At 71.5% G+C, this 16,168-nt stretch carries 12 protein-coding genes; 10 read left to right on the plus strand and 2 right to left on the minus strand.

Translation table 11 applies throughout. From position 1 onward, the window contains the following. Window positions 1-124: 124 nt before the first annotated feature. Entirely contained in the window at window positions 125-5,614 is a 5,490-nt protein-coding gene (locus tag AB0A95_RS20190; protein ID WP_357557291.1) for a carboxyl transferase domain-containing protein, read from the minus strand. 278 nt (window positions 5,615-5,892) lie between these two features. On the opposite strand from AB0A95_RS20190, the gene AB0A95_RS20195 reads away from it, so the two are divergent. The 6 genes from AB0A95_RS20195 to AB0A95_RS20220 all read left to right on the plus strand — a co-directional run bounded on the left by AB0A95_RS20195 (window position 5,893) and on the right by AB0A95_RS20220 (window position 10,693). Continuing rightward, entirely contained in the window at window positions 5,893-6,825 is a 933-nt protein-coding gene (locus AB0A95_RS20195) for an amino acid ABC transporter permease (RefSeq protein ID WP_357557292.1), read from the plus strand. Between the two features lie 5 nt (window positions 6,826-6,830). Further along, window positions 6,831-7,586 (plus strand): amino acid ABC transporter ATP-binding protein, encoded by a 756-nt coding sequence (locus AB0A95_RS20200; RefSeq protein ID WP_357557379.1) that lies wholly within the window; start codon window positions 6,831-6,833, stop codon window positions 7,584-7,586. An 11-nt stretch (window positions 7,587-7,597) separates the two neighbouring features. Continuing rightward, window positions 7,598-8,557 (plus strand): ABC transporter substrate-binding protein, encoded by a 960-nt coding sequence (locus AB0A95_RS20205; protein WP_357557293.1) that lies wholly within the window; start codon window positions 7,598-7,600, stop codon window positions 8,555-8,557. Then, window positions 8,554-9,276 (plus strand): GNAT family N-acetyltransferase, encoded by a 723-nt coding sequence (locus AB0A95_RS20210; protein WP_357557294.1) that lies wholly within the window; start codon window positions 8,554-8,556, stop codon window positions 9,274-9,276. The genes AB0A95_RS20205 and AB0A95_RS20210 overlap by 4 nt, the downstream gene beginning before the upstream one ends. Before the next feature lie 260 nt (window positions 9,277-9,536). Then, window positions 9,537-9,716, plus strand: coding sequence for a hypothetical protein (locus AB0A95_RS20215; protein WP_357557295.1), 180 nt, complete (start codon window positions 9,537-9,539; stop codon window positions 9,714-9,716). Window positions 9,717-9,943: 227 nt separating this feature from the next. Then, a complete protein-coding gene (locus tag AB0A95_RS20220; protein WP_357557296.1) occupies window positions 9,944-10,693 on the plus strand; it encodes a cellulose binding domain-containing protein in 750 nt (249 codons plus the stop codon). A 56-nt stretch (window positions 10,694-10,749) separates the two neighbouring features. Here the strand turns inward: AB0A95_RS20220 and AB0A95_RS20225 are convergent, their stop codons facing one another. Beyond that, on the minus strand, window positions 10,750-11,547 hold the full coding sequence (locus tag AB0A95_RS20225; protein WP_357557297.1) for an SAM-dependent methyltransferase: 798 nt from the start codon (window positions 11,545-11,547) through the stop codon (window positions 10,750-10,752). 366 nt (window positions 11,548-11,913) lie between these two features. Here AB0A95_RS20225 and AB0A95_RS20230 point away from each other — a divergent pair, with 366 nt between their 5' ends. The 4 genes from AB0A95_RS20230 (at window position 11,914) to AB0A95_RS20245 (ending at window position 16,167) form a co-directional block, all read left to right on the plus strand. Beyond that, complete coding sequence (locus tag AB0A95_RS20230; protein WP_357557298.1) at window positions 11,914-12,765, plus strand: DUF1684 domain-containing protein; 852 nt, start codon at window positions 11,914-11,916, stop codon at window positions 12,763-12,765. A 34-nt stretch (window positions 12,766-12,799) separates the two neighbouring features. Then, the gene (locus AB0A95_RS20235) at window positions 12,800-13,333 is read left to right on the plus strand and encodes a flavin reductase family protein (protein ID WP_357557299.1); all 534 of its coding nucleotides are present in this window, start codon (window positions 12,800-12,802) and stop codon (window positions 13,331-13,333) included. 40 nt (window positions 13,334-13,373) lie between these two features. Then, window positions 13,374-14,132 (plus strand): zinc-binding dehydrogenase, encoded by a 759-nt coding sequence (locus tag AB0A95_RS20240; protein ID WP_357557300.1) that lies wholly within the window; start codon window positions 13,374-13,376, stop codon window positions 14,130-14,132. Between the two features lie 391 nt (window positions 14,133-14,523). Further along, complete coding sequence (locus AB0A95_RS20245; RefSeq protein ID WP_357557301.1) at window positions 14,524-16,167, plus strand: ABC transporter substrate-binding protein; 1,644 nt, start codon at window positions 14,524-14,526, stop codon at window positions 16,165-16,167. Window position 16,168 lies beyond the last annotated feature (1 nt).

Below are 16,168 nucleotides of genomic sequence, written 5' to 3' on the forward strand. Positions count from 1 at the left end.
GCGCCCCCCCCCCGGGCCCCCCGGCGGGGGGCCCCCCGCCCACCCCCCCCACCCCCTCTCCCCCCCGGGGGCCGGGCCACCACCCTCACCCGGGGGGCCCCCGGTCGACGCCACCCCCGGGTGGTTACCCCAGGCGGGCCTCGATGGCCTCGATGATGCGCGGACGCAGCTCGGCGGCGCGGATGACGGCGTCCACCGAGCCGACCTCGACGGCGCGTTGGATGTTGTGCACCCTGTCGAACTCCGTTGCCACCTCGCCGACCTTCTCGGCGCGCACCGACGAGCGCAGCTCGTCGAGTTCGGCGGTCAGCGCGGCACGCTCGGTGCCGGCGGCGGCCGCGGCCCGGGCCTCCAGGTCCCGGACCCGGGGGTCGGCCGCCGTGCGGGCGTTGACGTCGGCGGAGAACACCACAGCGGCGGCGGGGGCGCCACCGAGCACCGAGGCGAACGAGCCCTCCAGCGCGAGCACCGTCATGTTCGGGTTCAGTGCCTTGGAGAACACCACGAACGCACCGCCGTGGTAGCGCGAGATCACGCAGAAGACGATGGGCCCCCGGAAGTTGACGATCGCGCGGCCGATCTCGGCGCCGTACTCCAGTTGCAGCTTGCGCATCGACTCCGGCGAGCCGTCGAAGCCGGACAGGTTCGCCAGGACCACGAGGGGCCGGTTGCCACTGGCCGTGTTGATCGCCCGCGCGGCCTTCTTCGACGAGCGGGGGAACAACGTGCCCGCCGTGTAGGTGTCCGGGCCGTCGGTGGGCGGGAAGCCGTGCCGGGGCACCGACCGGGATTCGATGCCGAGCAGGCAGACCGGGATGCCGCCGAGGTGGATGTCCTGCACGACCGCGGTGTCCGCGTCCGCCATGCCCGCCCAACGCTCCAGCACCGGGTGGTCCTGGTCGGCCAGGGCGCGCATCACCGTACGGATGTCGAACGGCTTCTTGCGGTCCGGGTTGTGCGCGGCGGAGAAGATCTCCCCGACGGTGCGGAACGCGCTGCCCGCCACGTCGTGCGGGAAGTCGGAGATGTCGCGGTCGGTGGGGTCGGTGGTGACCGCCCGCCGGGGCGCGGCCTCGCCGGGCGCGACGTACGTGTGGTCGTAGTGCGCCATCACCACGTCCCGCGCGGCGGTCAGGCTCGGCGCCCAGTATTGCGCCTGCCCGTTCGGCCCCATCACCCGGTCGTAGCCGCCGATGCCGAAGTTGTCCTCGGCGGATACGCCACCGGAGAAGTCGAGCGACTGTTTGCCGGTGAGCACCATCGCCGAGTCGGGTGTCATCACCAGGATGCCCTTGGTGTGCATGAGCATCGTGGCCTCGGCGTTCCAGTACGGCTGCGCGCCGACGTTGATGCCCGCGACGACGATGTTGATCTCACCACCGGCCTGGGTGAACTCGACGATCCGCTTGAGCGCCGCGGCCACCCAGTCCATGTTCTCCGTGCCGGAGGTCATGGAGATCCGGGCGCCGGCGGACAGCGCCCACCACTCCAGCGGCACGTTTATCCGCTCCGCGAGATCCAGAGCGGCGATCACGCGACGGCACTCGGGCTCGGACAGGGCGCCCAGGGACTTCGTCGGGTCGCCGAGCAGCACCACCCGGGTGACGCCCTGTGGGTGCCGCTCGGTCGGCGTGGTGACCACCCCGGCGACGATGGCGGCGCTGTTGCGCCCCTTCGGCCGGTCCACCGGCACCAACGCGTGGTCGGCGTCGAGATCGTGCTCGACGAAGGCGCCGAGCCGGCCGGTCAGCTCGTACGGGTACACGGTGTTGCGGCTGCTGGCGCGCAGCACCTTGAGCCGGTACTCGTCCAGCGGCTCGATCGGCTCGACCGGCGGCTCACCGACGGCCAACTCCGCGCCGCCCGCGGCGTCGAACGTGATCCGTACGGCGATCTTGGCCAGCTCGCCGGTCCGGCGGTCGCGCTGCCGCGCGATGAACAGGATCTCCTCCAGGCCGGCACCCACTGTCGTCGGGCGGACACGCCCGGCGATCATCTCCATCTCCTGGCGGGTCAGCTCGCTCGGCGGCCAGACGTAGACGACGATCCGGTTGGTGTTGAAGCGGGTCTTCGACGGCCGCCGCGACTGGGCGCGGCGGATCGAGTCGAGGCAGGTGGCGATGGCGTCCTCGGCCGTCGGCAGTGCCACGAGGCGGCCGTCCTGCTCGCGAAGCTCGGTCAGGTCACGCACCTGCGCGAACGCGACGAGGCGTTCGTCTGCCCGGTTGTCCCGCGCCACGCACTGGAAGAGGTAGACCTCCTCGTCCGACGACGGCAGCCGGGTCAGGTCGAACTTGTGCAGCCGCTCCAGCTGCATCCGCTGCGCGATGTAGGGGTGCAGGCCCCGGATCAGCCGGTCCTCGGTCAGCGCGTCGTTCGACGGGCGGAAGGTGAAGTGGTGGTGCATGACCGCCCCACCGCGACCCGCGACGGTGGTGGTGACCCGGCGCACCTGGGGCGGCAGCGGGTGCGCGGAGATGACCTCGGCCAGCGCCGCCGCCATCTCGTCGAAGTCCTCCGGTTGGTTTTCCCAGCCGAGATAGATGTCGGCGTCGACGGAGTCCTCGTCGGTGGCCAGCTCGGCCAAGCCGCGCAGCGCGCTGCCCAACGCCTCGAAGCTCACCGCGGCCGAGACGACACTGGAGTCGGCCCGCTCGGCGACGACGAACGTGCAGCCCGCGACCTCGTGGGACCGCACGCTGGTGAGCGCCTTGTTGCCGTAGTACCGCCGGGTCAGCACCTCCAGCATCACCGCGTTGTCCAGGTGGTCACGGACGATCCGCTGGCCGAGCAGCCGGACCAGCGGTTCGGTGCTGCGGACCATCTCGGCGACGCGCTGGGCGCGGTCCGCGGCGTCCGGCTGGGCGTCCAGGTGCCGCAGGTGCCTACGGACCTCGGCATAGACGAGGGCGCGGTTGCGGCGCAGCAGCGGCTGGGCGAACCAGGCGAACACCACGCCGCGGGCGAGGTCGGCGATCGCGGGGAAGCGGACCTGCGTCGCGGCGATCAGCCGCTCCAGCGCGAGACCGGCGGGCTCGCGCAGCGCCTCGCTCGGCGGCGTTTCCGGCAGCCAGGCGCGCAGCAGCGCCGCGATGACAGCGGAGTCGGCGGACGCGCGTTGCTGGGCGAGGAAGATCCGGAAGACTGCCGCTTCGAGGGCGGGGGAGCGCTCCAGGTCGGTGACACCGTAGTGGCCGAGCGCCTTGGCGAGCTTGGCCTGGAAGGCGTCCGGCAGCCCGGCCCGCTCGACGTCGAGGCTCTGTAGGTAGGTGTGGAAGTACTCGCGGGCGCTGTGCACGTGCGCGGCGCCGCCGTCCTCGCCGGTCGGCCGGTTGCGACTCAGCTCGGCGAGGTCGGCGAACACCTCGATGAGGTCGAGCTCGGCGGCCAGGGGCCGCTGGCTGGTCGACCAGCCCGAGGATCGGGGTCCTGCCTCGGTGGCGGCCTGTCGGGCGGTGAGGTAGTCGTCGAGCACCCGCCGTTCGTCGTGCGGGTCGACGTCGAAGCCGAGCAGTAGGCCGCGCAGGTCTTCCTGACCGCGCCTGCTGCGCTCGTACGCCGGCACCTCCTCGGCGGCGGTGGGCAGCTCCAGTTCGACGGCCTCGGCGCTCGGGCCGGCCGCGGTCTCGCCGGCCTCGTCCGCGAGCGGCTCCAGGCGCAGCAACGGCGCACCCGCCTCCACCTGGCTGCCCACCGAGACGGCGCACTCCTTCAGCCGCGCCTTGAACGGCGCCCGCAGCACCGTCTCCATCTTCATGGCTTCCAGCACCAGCACGGGTGCGCCCGCCTCGACCTCGGCGCCGATCTCCAGCGGCGTGGCGACGACGAGCGCGGGCATCGGGGAGCGCAGGACGCCGCCCTCGTCGCGGCTGACCCGGTGCGTGACGCCGTCCACCTCGACCAGGTGGGTCGGCCCGTGCGTGCCGGTGAGCAGGCGGTATCGGATGCCGTTGACGACGATCTGGCCGGTGTGCCGGTCGAAGCGGTCCAGCTCGACGTCGGCGGTGCGCACGACGGGGCCCGCCTCGATGCCGACGCGGAACCGGTGCGCGCCGACCCGGGCCACGCGAGTGCGGTAGCCGACGCCGCGCAGCTTCAGATCCAAGGGGCGGCCGCTGGCGTGCTGTACCTGCGGGCGCCCACCGGACGCCGTGGACAACAGCCGCTGCCGCTCGATGCGCTCGTCCTCCTCGTACGCCTCGATGGCGGCGGCGGCCAGCGCGACAGCGGAGTGGCGGTGCGTGACGAGCCGCCCCTCGCCGCGGACGCGGTCGATCCAGCCGGTGTCCGCGCTGGCGTCGATCACCTCGGGCTGGTCGAGCAGGTCGAGCACGAAGCTCTTGTTCGTCGCGCCACCCTCGATGATCACCGTGGTGTTCGCCATCGCCCGACGCAGCTTGCCGAGCGCCTCGTCACGGTCGCGGCCGTAAGCGATGATCTTCGCGATCATGGAGTCGAAGTCGGCCGGGATGGTGTCGCCCTCGCTGACGCCGGTGTCCACCCGGATGCCGGGGCCACTGGGCAGGTCCAGTCGCGCGATCCGCCCCGGCGACGGCGCGAAGTCACGGTCGGGGTCCTCGGCGTTGAGCCGCGCCTCGATGGCGTGCCCGCGCTCGGCCGGCGGCGTACCCTCCAGCCGTCCGCCCGACGCGACGTGCAGCTGCGCCTTGACCAGGTCGAACCCGGTTGTCAACTCGGTGATCGGGTGCTCGACCTGGAGGCGGGTGTTGACCTCGAGGAACGCGAACAGCCGGTCGCCGGGGTGGTACAGGAACTCGACTGTCGCCGCACCCCGGTAACCGACAGCGATGGCGAGTCGCTCGGCCGACGTCTTGAGCTCGGCGGCCTGCGCCGGGTCGAGCACCGGCGACGCCGACTCCTCGATGACCTTCTGGTTGCGTCGCTGCACCGAGCAGTCGCGCACGCCGAGCGCCCACGCCGTGCCCTGCCCGTCGGCGATCACCTGGACCTCGACGTGCCGAGCGCCGGTGACCAGGCGCTCCAGGAACACGATGCCGCTGCCGAACGCCCGCGCCGCCTCCTGGCTGGTCCGCTCGTACGCGTCGACCAGCTCGGCCTCGCTCCGGACCACCCGGATGCCGCGCCCGCCGCCGCCCGCTGTCGCCTTCAACATCAGCGGGTAGCCGATCTCGGCCGCTGCCGCCCGGGCGGCGTCCAGGGTCTCGACGGCGCCGCGGCTCCACGGCGCGACCGGCACGCCGACCTCCTCCGCGATCAGCTTGGAGCCGATCTTGTCGCCGAGTTGGCGCATGGCGTCCGGGCTCGGCCCGACGAACGTGACGCCGATCTTCTCGCACAGCTCGGCGAACGCCGGATCCTCGGCGACGAAACCCCAGCCGACCCACGCGGCGTCGGCGCCGGTCTCGGTCAGGGCACGCTCCAGCACCGCGAGATTGAGGTACGGGCGAGCGGATGCCGGACCGAGATCGTAGGCGATGTCCGCTTCACGGACGAAAGTGGCGGTGCGGTCGACGTCGGTGTAGAGAGCGACGGTTTCGAGCTGTCTGCCGGTTTCCGCAGCCAGCTCGCGGACCGCGTGGATGAGCCGCATGGCGGCTTCACCTCGGTTGACGATGGCGACACGGTTGAACACCCGACTGACCCCTTAACTAGACCTCGAACTGCGTGCCGCGAGACGACGGCTCCCAGCAGTGATCACCCTTCCGTCTGGCGGCGGCCAGCGCTATGGCGCAACCACCGAACCAACAGTCCCTCAGTTGTAGGAAGTGCACAAAAGTTTTTGGCTGTCGCACATCGTCGATCGACAGGCCCGGCCGGTCGGGTCCAGCGTAATAACCTATTTTTCAGATAGGGATGAGTGGTTAACCGGTCGTCCCTATGGTCATGGGCAACCGTGACCCGGAGGTGCCCGTGAGTCTCCTGTCCGCGCCTGCCGCAGCCCCCAGCACGACAGACCCGCCCACCTTGACAGTGGTGCCGGCCCGCCATCCCTGGCGTTGGGTCGCCTCCGTCGTCGCGCTGGTGCTCGCGGCGCAGTTCACCCACGGGCTCGTCACCAACCCGGGCTGGGACTGGCCGACGTTCGCCGGCTACTTCCTCGAACGGTCGGTGCTCCGCGCGCTGCTGACCACCATCGAACTCACGGTGGCCGGCGCGGCGCTGGGTTTCCTCGCTGGGATCGCGCTGGCCGCCATGCGGCTGTCGCGCAGCCCCGTCCTCCAGGCGCTCAGCTGGACCTACATCTGGGTGTTCCGTTCGGTGCCGCTGATCGTGCAGCTGCTGTTCTGGGCGAACCTCGGCTACCTCTACGACACACTGCAACTCGGTGTGCCGTTCGGGCCGGGCTTCTACCAGGTGCAGACGGCGAACCTGATCGGACCGTTCGGTGCCGCGCTGCTCGGCCTCACCCTGCACCAGTCGGCGTACGCGGCGGAGATCGTCCGCGCCGGCATTCTCTCGGTCGACCAGGGGCAACTGGAGGCCGCCGCCGCGCTGGGCATACCTCGGCACCGCCAGTTCCGCCGCATCGTGCTGCCGCAGGCGATGCGGGCGATCCTGCCCAACGCCGCCAACGAACTGATCAACCTCCTGAAGAGCACGTCAGTGGTCTACGTGCTGGCGATCGGTGAGATCTTCTACCAGGTCCAGGTGGTCTACGGCCGAAACGGCAGAGTGGTGCCCCTGCTCATGGTGGCCACCGTCTGGTACGTAGTGCTCACCGCTCTGCTGTCGATCCTCCAGTTCTACGTCGAGCGGCACTTCGCCCGGGGGGCGCTGCGGACCCTGCCCCCGACGCCGCTGCAACGCCTGCGCGTCGTCCTGCGCCGGACGGTGACGCGGTGACGGTCATGGTGGACGTGCGTGACGTCCACAAGACGTTCGGCACGCACGAGGTGTTGCGCGGCATCGACCTCACGGTGCAGACCGGCAGCGTGACGGTGGTCCTCGGGCCGTCGGGTTCGGGCAAGTCCACTCTCCTGCGGGCGATCAACCACCTGGAGAAGGTGGACCGAGGCACGATCCGGGTGGACGGTCAGCTCATCGGCTACCGCGAGGTCGGCGACCGGCTGTACGAGCTCAGCGAACGTCAGATCCTGCGGCAACGCGCCGACATCGGTTTCGTGTTCCAGAACCTCAACCTGTTTCCGCACCTGACCGCCCTCGACAACGTCGCCGCGGCGCCGCTGGCCACGCGACGCCGACGGCGGGCGGCTGCCTTCACCCACGCTCGGGAATTGCTCGACCGGGTCGGGCTGGCCGACAAGGTGGACGCCTACCCCCGGCAACTCTCCGGGGGCCAGCAACAGCGGGTGGCGATCGTCCGCGCGCTGGCGTTGGACCCGAAGCTCATCCTCTTCGACGAGCCCACCTCCGCGCTCGACCCCGAGTTGGTCGGTGAGGTTCTCGACGTGCTCCGCGCGCTGGCCCGGTCCGGCACCACGATGATCGTCGTCACCCACGAGATCGGCTTCGCCCGGGAGGTCGCCGACGCTGTCGTGTTCGTGGACGCCGGGCGTGTCGTCGAGCAGGGGCCGCCCGCACAGGTGCTCGACAAACCCACCCACGAACGCACCAGAACCTTCCTGTCCAAGGTCCTGATCTGAGGAGACGCACCATGCGCGCCCGCCCCCTCCTGCTCGCCGTCGTGCTCGCCCTGGGCCTCACCGCCTGCGCCGCTCCGGAAGAGACTCCCCGGGCGACGGCCGCCACCCCCAGCACCGTGAACGACAGCCCGGACCAGAAGCGGATCGTCCCCGCGAAGGTCGACGCCGTCGCCGCGCTCCTGCCGGCGGACATCCGCGCCGGCGGCACGCTCGCCATCGGGGTCGGCGCCGCGGGTGCCGGCTCGCCACCGTTGGCTTTCACCGCCACCGACAACAAGACCCTGATCGGCAACGAACCCGACATCGCGGTGGCCGTGGCCGGGATCCTCGGCCTGGAACCGCGTCTGGAGAACACCTCCTGGGAGAACCTCTTCGTCGGTCTGGACAGCGGCAAGTACGCCGTTGGCGCCTCCAACATCACGGTCACCGAGGAACGGAAGCAGAAGTACGACTTCGCCACGTACCGGTTGGACAACCTCGCGTTCGAGGCGAAGAAGGGCGCGGGTTGGAAGGCGGCCGGGCCCAGGGACGTCGCCGGCAGGCGAATCGCGGTGGGCTCCGGCACCAACCAGGAGAAGATCCTCGTCGAGTGGAGCGCCGAGGCGAAGCGGCAGGGTCTGGCACCTGTGGACATCAAGTACTACCAGACCAACCAGGCCACCCACCTGGCGTTGGCCTCCGGGCAGATCGACGCGTACCTCGGCCCGAACCCCAGCGTCGCCTATCACGTGGCGGTCGCCGGTGAGACCGAGATCATCGGGACCTACTCGGGTGCCGGCGCCGCGCTGCAAGGGAAGATCGCGTTGACCACGAAGAAGGGCAGCGGCCTGGTCGGCGCGCTCGCCGCCGCGGTCGACGAACTGATCCGCTCCGGCGACTACGGCAGGATCCTGGCCCGGTGGAACCTCGGCGACGAGACGACCACCAAGTCGGAGATCAACCCGCCGGGCCTGCCGAGCGAGGGCAAGTGACAGACACGCACACCGACGAAGCCCTGGACAACCCGGTGTGGGCCGCGTTGACCGGCCCGCACCGGCGGTTCGCCGAGATCCACGGCCGGGCCGCCCGTTACCAGCCGGACGTCGCGCCGTTCACCTGCGTCAGTGTGGATGACGATCCCGGTGTCTGGGCCGACCTCGCCACGCTTGTCGGGCCGGGCGCGGTGGTCGCGGTGACCGGGACCACCGCACCCCTGCCCGACGGCTGGGCGGTCGACGCCACCATCGCCGGGGTGCAGATGGTCGACGTCGGGGTCGACGCGGCCGACGACTCGGAGGCGGTGCGGCTCACCGCCGCCGACCTACCGGAGATGTTCGCTCTGATCGCCCGCACCGAACCGGGCCCGTTCCTGCCCCGGACCGTCGAGCTCGGCACCTACCTCGGCATCCGGCGAGGCGGCGCGCTGGTGGCGATGGCGGGCGAGCGCCTGCACCCGCCGGGCTGGACCGAGATCAGCGCGGTGTGCACCGCACCGGAGGTCCGCGGTCAGGGCCTGGCAACCCGACTGGTGCGGGCCGTCGCGGCCGGCATCCGCGCTCGGGGTGAGCGACCCTTCCTGCACGCGGCGGCCAGCAACACCACGGCGATCCGGCTGTACGAGTCGCTCGGCTTCCGGTTGCGGCGGCACACCACGTTCCGTGCGGTCCGGGCGCCGAGCACACCCGGGGTGGACCGCCGACTCGGAGTCTGAGCAGCTCAGGCCCCCGCAACCGAGCCGCGGCGTCCGCGGCCACCGCCGCACCAGCCCGTCCGACGGTACGAAGCGTCTGGTCGCCAACGGCTTCGGTGTTCCCGTGGGCCGCCACTGCCCGGTCGGCCGAGCACGGATTCGCCCCGCCCTGGTCCCGACGGGACGGGGCGAGAGCGTGCCCCCATGGCCGAGGCGGGACGGACGGGGTGCGCGGCGATGGTGATTGGGCACGTTCCACGGGAGGCGATCACATGACATCGATGGGACGAAGTGACGCCGGGCAGATCCGTACCGACGGCAAACTCATCGCCGTCGGCGGGATCGGAGTCGGCAACAGCGCCCCCGACACCACGCCGGGTGCGGTGGTTCGCAAGATCGAGGTGTTCTCCTCCACCGGGCAGCGCCTGGGCTGGGCGCCGGTCTACAACTCGATCACCTGATGCCGTAGACCGACGCGCTGGTCGATGCTTGCATCGATGTTCGTCAACTGCCATGCTGTGGTCGGTCGTGCTCGGGAGCCAGCGCGCACCACACCTTCTCCGGTCCACGGGGCGCACGCGGTGGTCACGTCACCCGTGCCGGGCAGTCCTCGTCGATGACCGGGCACCCGAGCGCGGCACCGACCACCACCTCGGTCCTCGGTGCCCGCTAGACCACGGAGGCACCGATGCTTCGCACGTTCCTCGCCGTCACGACAATGGCGCTGGCCGCCTGGGCCGGGACCGCCGTCGCCGAGGCGACGCCAGCACCGACACCGTCGGCCACTGCGGCACCCACGCCCACCCCGATCGCCACGCCCACGATCGCCTGCCCGCCGGCCCTGCCGATCAGCGCCAGCGTCACCGCTGTCACCACCACGAGCGTGACCCTCTCGTACTCGATCTTCTTCCGCCCGCCCTGCGGCTACGACCCGCCGATGACCGTCAGCCTCTTCACCAGCCGCGAGGACGCCCTGCATTGGCAGGCCCCGGTGGCGACGGCCGTCTCCGGGCCGGACCGCACCGGCTCGGTGACCATCGCCGGGCTGAAGCCCGGCACCGAGTACTGGTACCGGTTCACCGACGCCGGGGGCCGGCGGGACCCGTTCGTGATCGCGTCGACCCGGACCGCATCGCCGACGTCGTGCCGGGCGACGGCCACGATCGACGCTCACTGGGGCAGCGGTTACGTGGTCACGGTCATCGTGCGCAACATCGGTAGCCAACCGGTGGACCGGTGGCGCGTCTCCTGGCGGTGGCCCGGAGACGAGCGGGTCGAGACGGTCTGGGGTGGGGTGACCGAGACGAACGGTGCCGACATCTCGGTCCGCAACGCCACGTACAACGGGAACCTGGCGCCGGACGGTGTGGCGAGGTTCGGGCTTGTCGTGTCGGCCAGCGCGGTGCCCGACGGGTTGACGATGACGTGTGACGCGTGAGTGACGTCCGCCCCGCTGTCGCGGTCGTACGTGGCGGCGGGGCGGCGTCCGGTCGGTCAGGGCTTGCGGGCCACCGCGCCGTAGGCGTCGATCCCGACGGCGTCGGGATCCTCCGGTCGCCACAGGGGGATCGGCACCAGGCCCGGCTGCGCCATCGTCAGCCCGTCGAAGCAGCTCTCAAGCTCCTCCGGGCTGCGCAGGATGTACGGGACCCCGCCGCTCTGGGCCAGCCGCTCCGCGCCGGACACCACCGCCGGGCTGGTGTTGGTGCCATCCCAGAGCACCAGGTGCGAGCCGGACGGCATCGCGTCCATCGTCCGCCCGACGATGGAGCGCACCACGTTTAGGTCGGGCTCGTAGCCCAGCACACCCATGAACATCACGGCGATCGGCTTGTCGAAGTCGAGTGTCTTCGCCGCCTCGGCGAGGATCTGCTCCGGGTCGTGGTAGTCGGCCGGGACGTAGGTGGTGACGCCCTCCGAGGTCGTGCTGGCCAGCAGCGCCCGCGCGTGCACCAGCACCATCGGGTCGTTGTCCACGTAGACGATCCGCGAGTCGGGCGCGATCTTCTGGGCGACGGCGTGCGTGTTCTGCATGGTGGGCAGGCCGGTGCCGATGTCCAGGAACTGCCGGATGCCGGCCTCGGCCGCGAGGTGACGCACGGTTCGCACCAGGAACACGCGTGACTGCTGCGCCATGAGGACGATCTCCGGGTACACCTCGGCGACGGCGTCACCGGCCGCCCGGTCGGACTGGAAGTTGTCCTTGCCGCCCATCCAGTAGTTCCAGATCCGGGCCGCGTGTGGCACGTCCGGCTGAAGCTTCGCGGCGAGTTCGGCGTCCGGACCGGCCATGCCAGGCTCCTATCGAGGGGTCGTCGGCGGGAGATCACCACCGAGTACGAGCGGGATCGTACTCCGGTGACGTCCACTGTCGACGCTGGCCAGGATGGGCGACGGCACCCCGCTCGATCCGGGGCTTGAATTCCTACTTCATCGGTAGGAAAATCGAGGACATGCCGTCGGTTCGGTTGTTCACCTCCCGCCGGGTCGTCGACCTGATGCGCGTCGCCGCGCAGCTCTGTCCCGGCGCCCTCAGCGCGGCCTGAACGGGCTGCCCAGCCTCCGCCGGTCCCCTTTTCCCATCGCCGACGCACGGTCGCGACCGGCATCCCGCATCCCGCGCCCGCGGCGGCGCATCTCGTCGAGGAGGACGCTGCGATGACAAACGCCGCATCGGCGACAGCCGTGGACCCCCGGCTCGACTTCGAGGTGGCCTGGTGGGAGTGGCACCGACGCCACGAGGAGGTTCGGGACGACCCGCACGGCATCCTCGCCGTCACCGGTCTGCACCGGCTGACCTCGGCGCCGAGGCGGTTCCCCGACGTGCCGGGGGAGTGGCACACCGGCGACGACGGGCCGGTGGTCGCTCTCGGCGATGGCGAGTTGCTCGTCATCGACGGCCGGCAGGCCCAGGGTCGGCACGGGTTCGGGCCGATCGCCGAGCGTGCCGGCGTCATCGCGGGCATCGACGGTGGGGTGCTGGAGGTGGCCCGCCGGGGTGGGCACGACATCCTGCGTCCCCGGCGCCCGGACCACCCGCTGCGCGTCGGCTACCGGGGCACCCCCACCTATCCGCCCGACCGGCGGTGGGTCCTGAGCGGGCGCTTCGTACCCTTCGACAGCCCTCGGCCGACCACCGTCGGCGCGGCGGTGGAGGGGCTCCGGCACGTCTACGACGCCCCCGGTCAGATCGAGTTCGCCGTCGACGGGGTGCCGCTGCGCCTGACCGCCTTCAACGGCACGGCACCCGGGAGCCTGTCGGTGCTCTTCACCGACACCACCTCCGGCGTGACGACGTATCCGGCCAGCCGGTCCCTGGCCGTCGGCGCACCGGACGAGCAGGGCCGGGTGATCCTCGACTTCAACCGGGCCACCAATCTGCCGTGCGCGTACACCGACTTCGCGACCTGCCCGCTGCCCCCGCCGGAGAACCGGCTGCCGGTCGCCGTCGAGGCCGGCGAGAAGACCCCGTACGAGCGGCTGGCGGGCGATTCCGCCGACCGTTCGTAGCCCCGTGCGTACCAACCCCCTCGGGAGGCTCGTCATGCCCCAGTCCAGCGACGCCCCGATCGACGCCGACAGCGACGCGCTGCGGACGCTGCTGCGCCACCAGGCCAGCACCGTCACGGTGGTCACCGCTCCCGGCTCGCCGGCGGTCGGCTTCACCGCCACCTCGTTCACCTCGGTGTCGCTGGCGCCGCCGATCGTCTCGTTCTGCCTGAACCTCGGTTCGTCGAGCTGGCCAGCGGTCGCCCGGGCCCGGCATGTGGCGGTGCACCTGCTCTCCCACCACCAGCAGGAGCTGGCCCGGACGTTCGCGACGAGCGGCATCGACAGGTTCGCCGCTCCCACCCGCTGGCACACCGGCCCGGAGGCGGTGCCGATCCTGGACGACACCCTGGCCTGGCTGCTCTGCCGGATCGTCGACCGGGTGACCGTCGGCGATCACGCCGTCGTGCTGGCCGAGCCGGAGGTGCTCCGGCACGCCGACGTCGGCTCGCCCCTGCTGTACCACCGGGGCCGCTACGCCGGGCTGGCCGGCGACCAGAACGCGGCAGCCCGGCGTGCCGCCGCCTGACCTGGCGCTCGCACGCCGCATTCACCCGGAGGAGGAAGCCGTGCAAGCGATAGTCGCCGCACCGGACACCCGTGCGGGGTTCCGGGTGACGGACCTGCCCGATCCCACTCCAGGCCCGGGGCAGGTTCTCGTCGAGGTGCGACACGTCGGTGTCAACGCCGGCGAGATCCGTCATCTCGACGTCTGGCCGGCCGGTGCGGTGCTCGGGCATGACGCCGCGGGTCACGTGGTGGACGGCGGCGTCGACGGGGCCGGCCTGCGCGAGGGTGACCGGGTGGTCGCGTTCGGGCCGGGCGCCTGGGCCCGCCTCGCGGTGTTCGACGTGGACAGTGTGGCGGTGGTGCCCGCCGGCGTCGACCTGGCCGAGATGGCCGTGCTGCCCACCGTCGGCCTCACCGCCCTGCGCACACTGCGGACGTCGGGGCCGCTTCTCGGCCGTCGGGTGCTGGTCACTGGCGCGTCCGGGGGAGTGGGCCGGGTGGCCGTCCAGCTCGCCCGGCACGGCGGCGCGTACGTGGTCGCGGTGGTCGGCTCGCCGGCTCGTGGCGCGGGGCTGGCGGATCTCGGCGCCGACGAGGTCGTGGTTGGTCTCGACGCGATCACCGACCCGGTCGACGTGGTGCTGGAGACGGTCGGTGGCGCCCCGGGGTCGGATCTCGGTCTGCTCACGGGCCTGGTGGCGCGTGGAGCGCTGCGCGCGCCGATCGGTTGGCGCGGCTCGTGGCAGCGTCTCGAGGAGGCGGCCGACGCGCTGCGGGAGCGCCGGGTGAGCGGGAAGATCCTGCTCGAGCTGGACTGAGCGCAGCGGTGGCTGTCAGGCCGCGCACTAATCCTGTAAACCCTATAGCCATAGTAGGATATCCGTCAACGGATCGACGTCCGCGCGTGCGATAGCCGACATCGATCGTCGGATTCGTTGACACCACCACCGCTCGGAAGGTGGACTCGGCTCATGTCCAGCGAGCTGCGGTTGACGATCCGCGGCCACATCGACTTCGGTCGGGTGTGGTCGAGTTCCTGTCTGGCCTGACCCGGCACCCTCGCCCGTAACCCGGCCCGCCGCACCGGCCCGCCGAGGTGAGGCGCACCGCCGCGCCGCCACCGCACCGACACCGTCACCGGCCCGCGCCCCTGGGCGCTGCCGGGTGTCGGCACACCCGCTTCCGCCTGCCTGGACAGGAGATCCCCGCATGCCCGCGTACCGTCTGCGTACCCTGGCCGCCACCGCGCTCGCCCCACTGCTGGCCGTCGTCGCCGGCTGCTCCACCGGCACCACCCCGGCCGCGTCGGCGGCCGGCCAGCCCCGCTCCGGCGGCACCCTCACCTGGGCCGTGGAGACCGAGCCGATCACCCTCAACCCGCACCAGTACGCCCAGGCCAAGGCCCGCCTGCTGGTCTGGAACACCTTCGAGTCCCTGCTCACCTACGACGGGCAGGGCAAGCTGGTGCCGTGGCTGGCGACCGGCTGGCAGGTCGCACCGGACGGGCTGTCCTACACCCTGACGCTGCGCGACAGGGTCACCTTCACCGACGGCACCCCCTTCGACTCGGCCGCCGTCAAGGCCAACATCGACAAACTCCGCGAACCCGGGTACGCCCCGAACGTCGCGGCCGTCCAACTGCGCAACCTCAGGACCGTCGAGACCGTCGACCCGCGCACCGTACGACTCGTCCTCACCGCGCCGGACGTGCTCATCCTCGACTTCCTCGCCTCCCCGCAGGGCGCGCAGGTGTCCCCGACGTCGCTGCGGCAGGCGAAGAACCTCAAGGCCGGTGGCACCGACGTGGTCGGCACCGGGCCGTTCGTGCTGGACCGCTACGTCCCCGGTCAGGAGCTGCGCTATCGGCGCAACCCCGACTACGACTGGGCGCCGCCCACCGCGACGCACACCGGCCCGGCCTACCTCGACGGGATCACCTACCGGTTCCTGAAGGAGTCGGCGGTGCGGGTCGGTGCCCTCACGTCGAGCCAGGTGCAGCTCATCGAGGGGGTGCCCGCGACCGATCAGCCGCTGGTCACCGGCAACCAGGCGCTGCGCCTGAGCCGCGAGCTCAACTCCGGCTCGGCGTACTCCTACTACTTCAACGTCTCCCATCCGCCCTTCGACGACCTGCGGGTCCGGCAGGCGTTCCGGGAGGCCGTCGACGTCGACACCGTGTTGACGTCGGTCTACCGCGACACCGCCACCCGCGCCTGGAGCGTGGTCAGCCCGTCCAGCCCGCTCTACGACAAGCGCCTCGAAGGCGGTTACGGTGGCGACGCGGGCAAGGCGAACACCCTGCTGGACCAGGCCGGCTGGGCCACCCGGGACGCCGACGGCTACCGGGTGCGCGACGGCAAGCGGCTCACCGTACGGCTCGTGCAGGCCGCACCCTTCGTCCGGGACCGCCGCGACGTCCTGGCCCAGGCCGTGCAGGCCGCCGTCAAACAGAGCGCCGGCATCGACCTGAAGGTCTCGCTCGTCGACCAGGGCACCGCCACGGAGGCGTTCCAGCGCAACGAGTACGAGGTCTTCGACAACTCCCGCGCCGACACCGACGCCGGTGCCGCGCTCAACCTGCTGCTGCACTCCAAGGGCGGCATCAACCGCACCCAGCTCAACGACCCGCACATCGACAGGCTCCTGGAGGCCGGTCAGGCCGCCGCCGACCCGACCAAGCGGGCCAGCATCTACGCCGACGTGCAGCAAGAGGTCGTCGCCGAGCGGGCCGTGGCGCTGCCGCTGTACGCGCCGGCCGACCAGATCGCCGCCAGCACCGCCGTCGGCGGGGTGCGCTTCGAGCCCACCGCCGGGGTTCCCGCGAGCGCCTACGACCTGTGGATCGGCAAGTGAC

Origin of the sequence: Micromonospora sp. NPDC049230, from assembly GCF_040647875.1 — a bacterium.
Taxonomy (GTDB): domain Bacteria; phylum Actinomycetota; class Actinomycetes; order Mycobacteriales; family Micromonosporaceae; genus Micromonospora.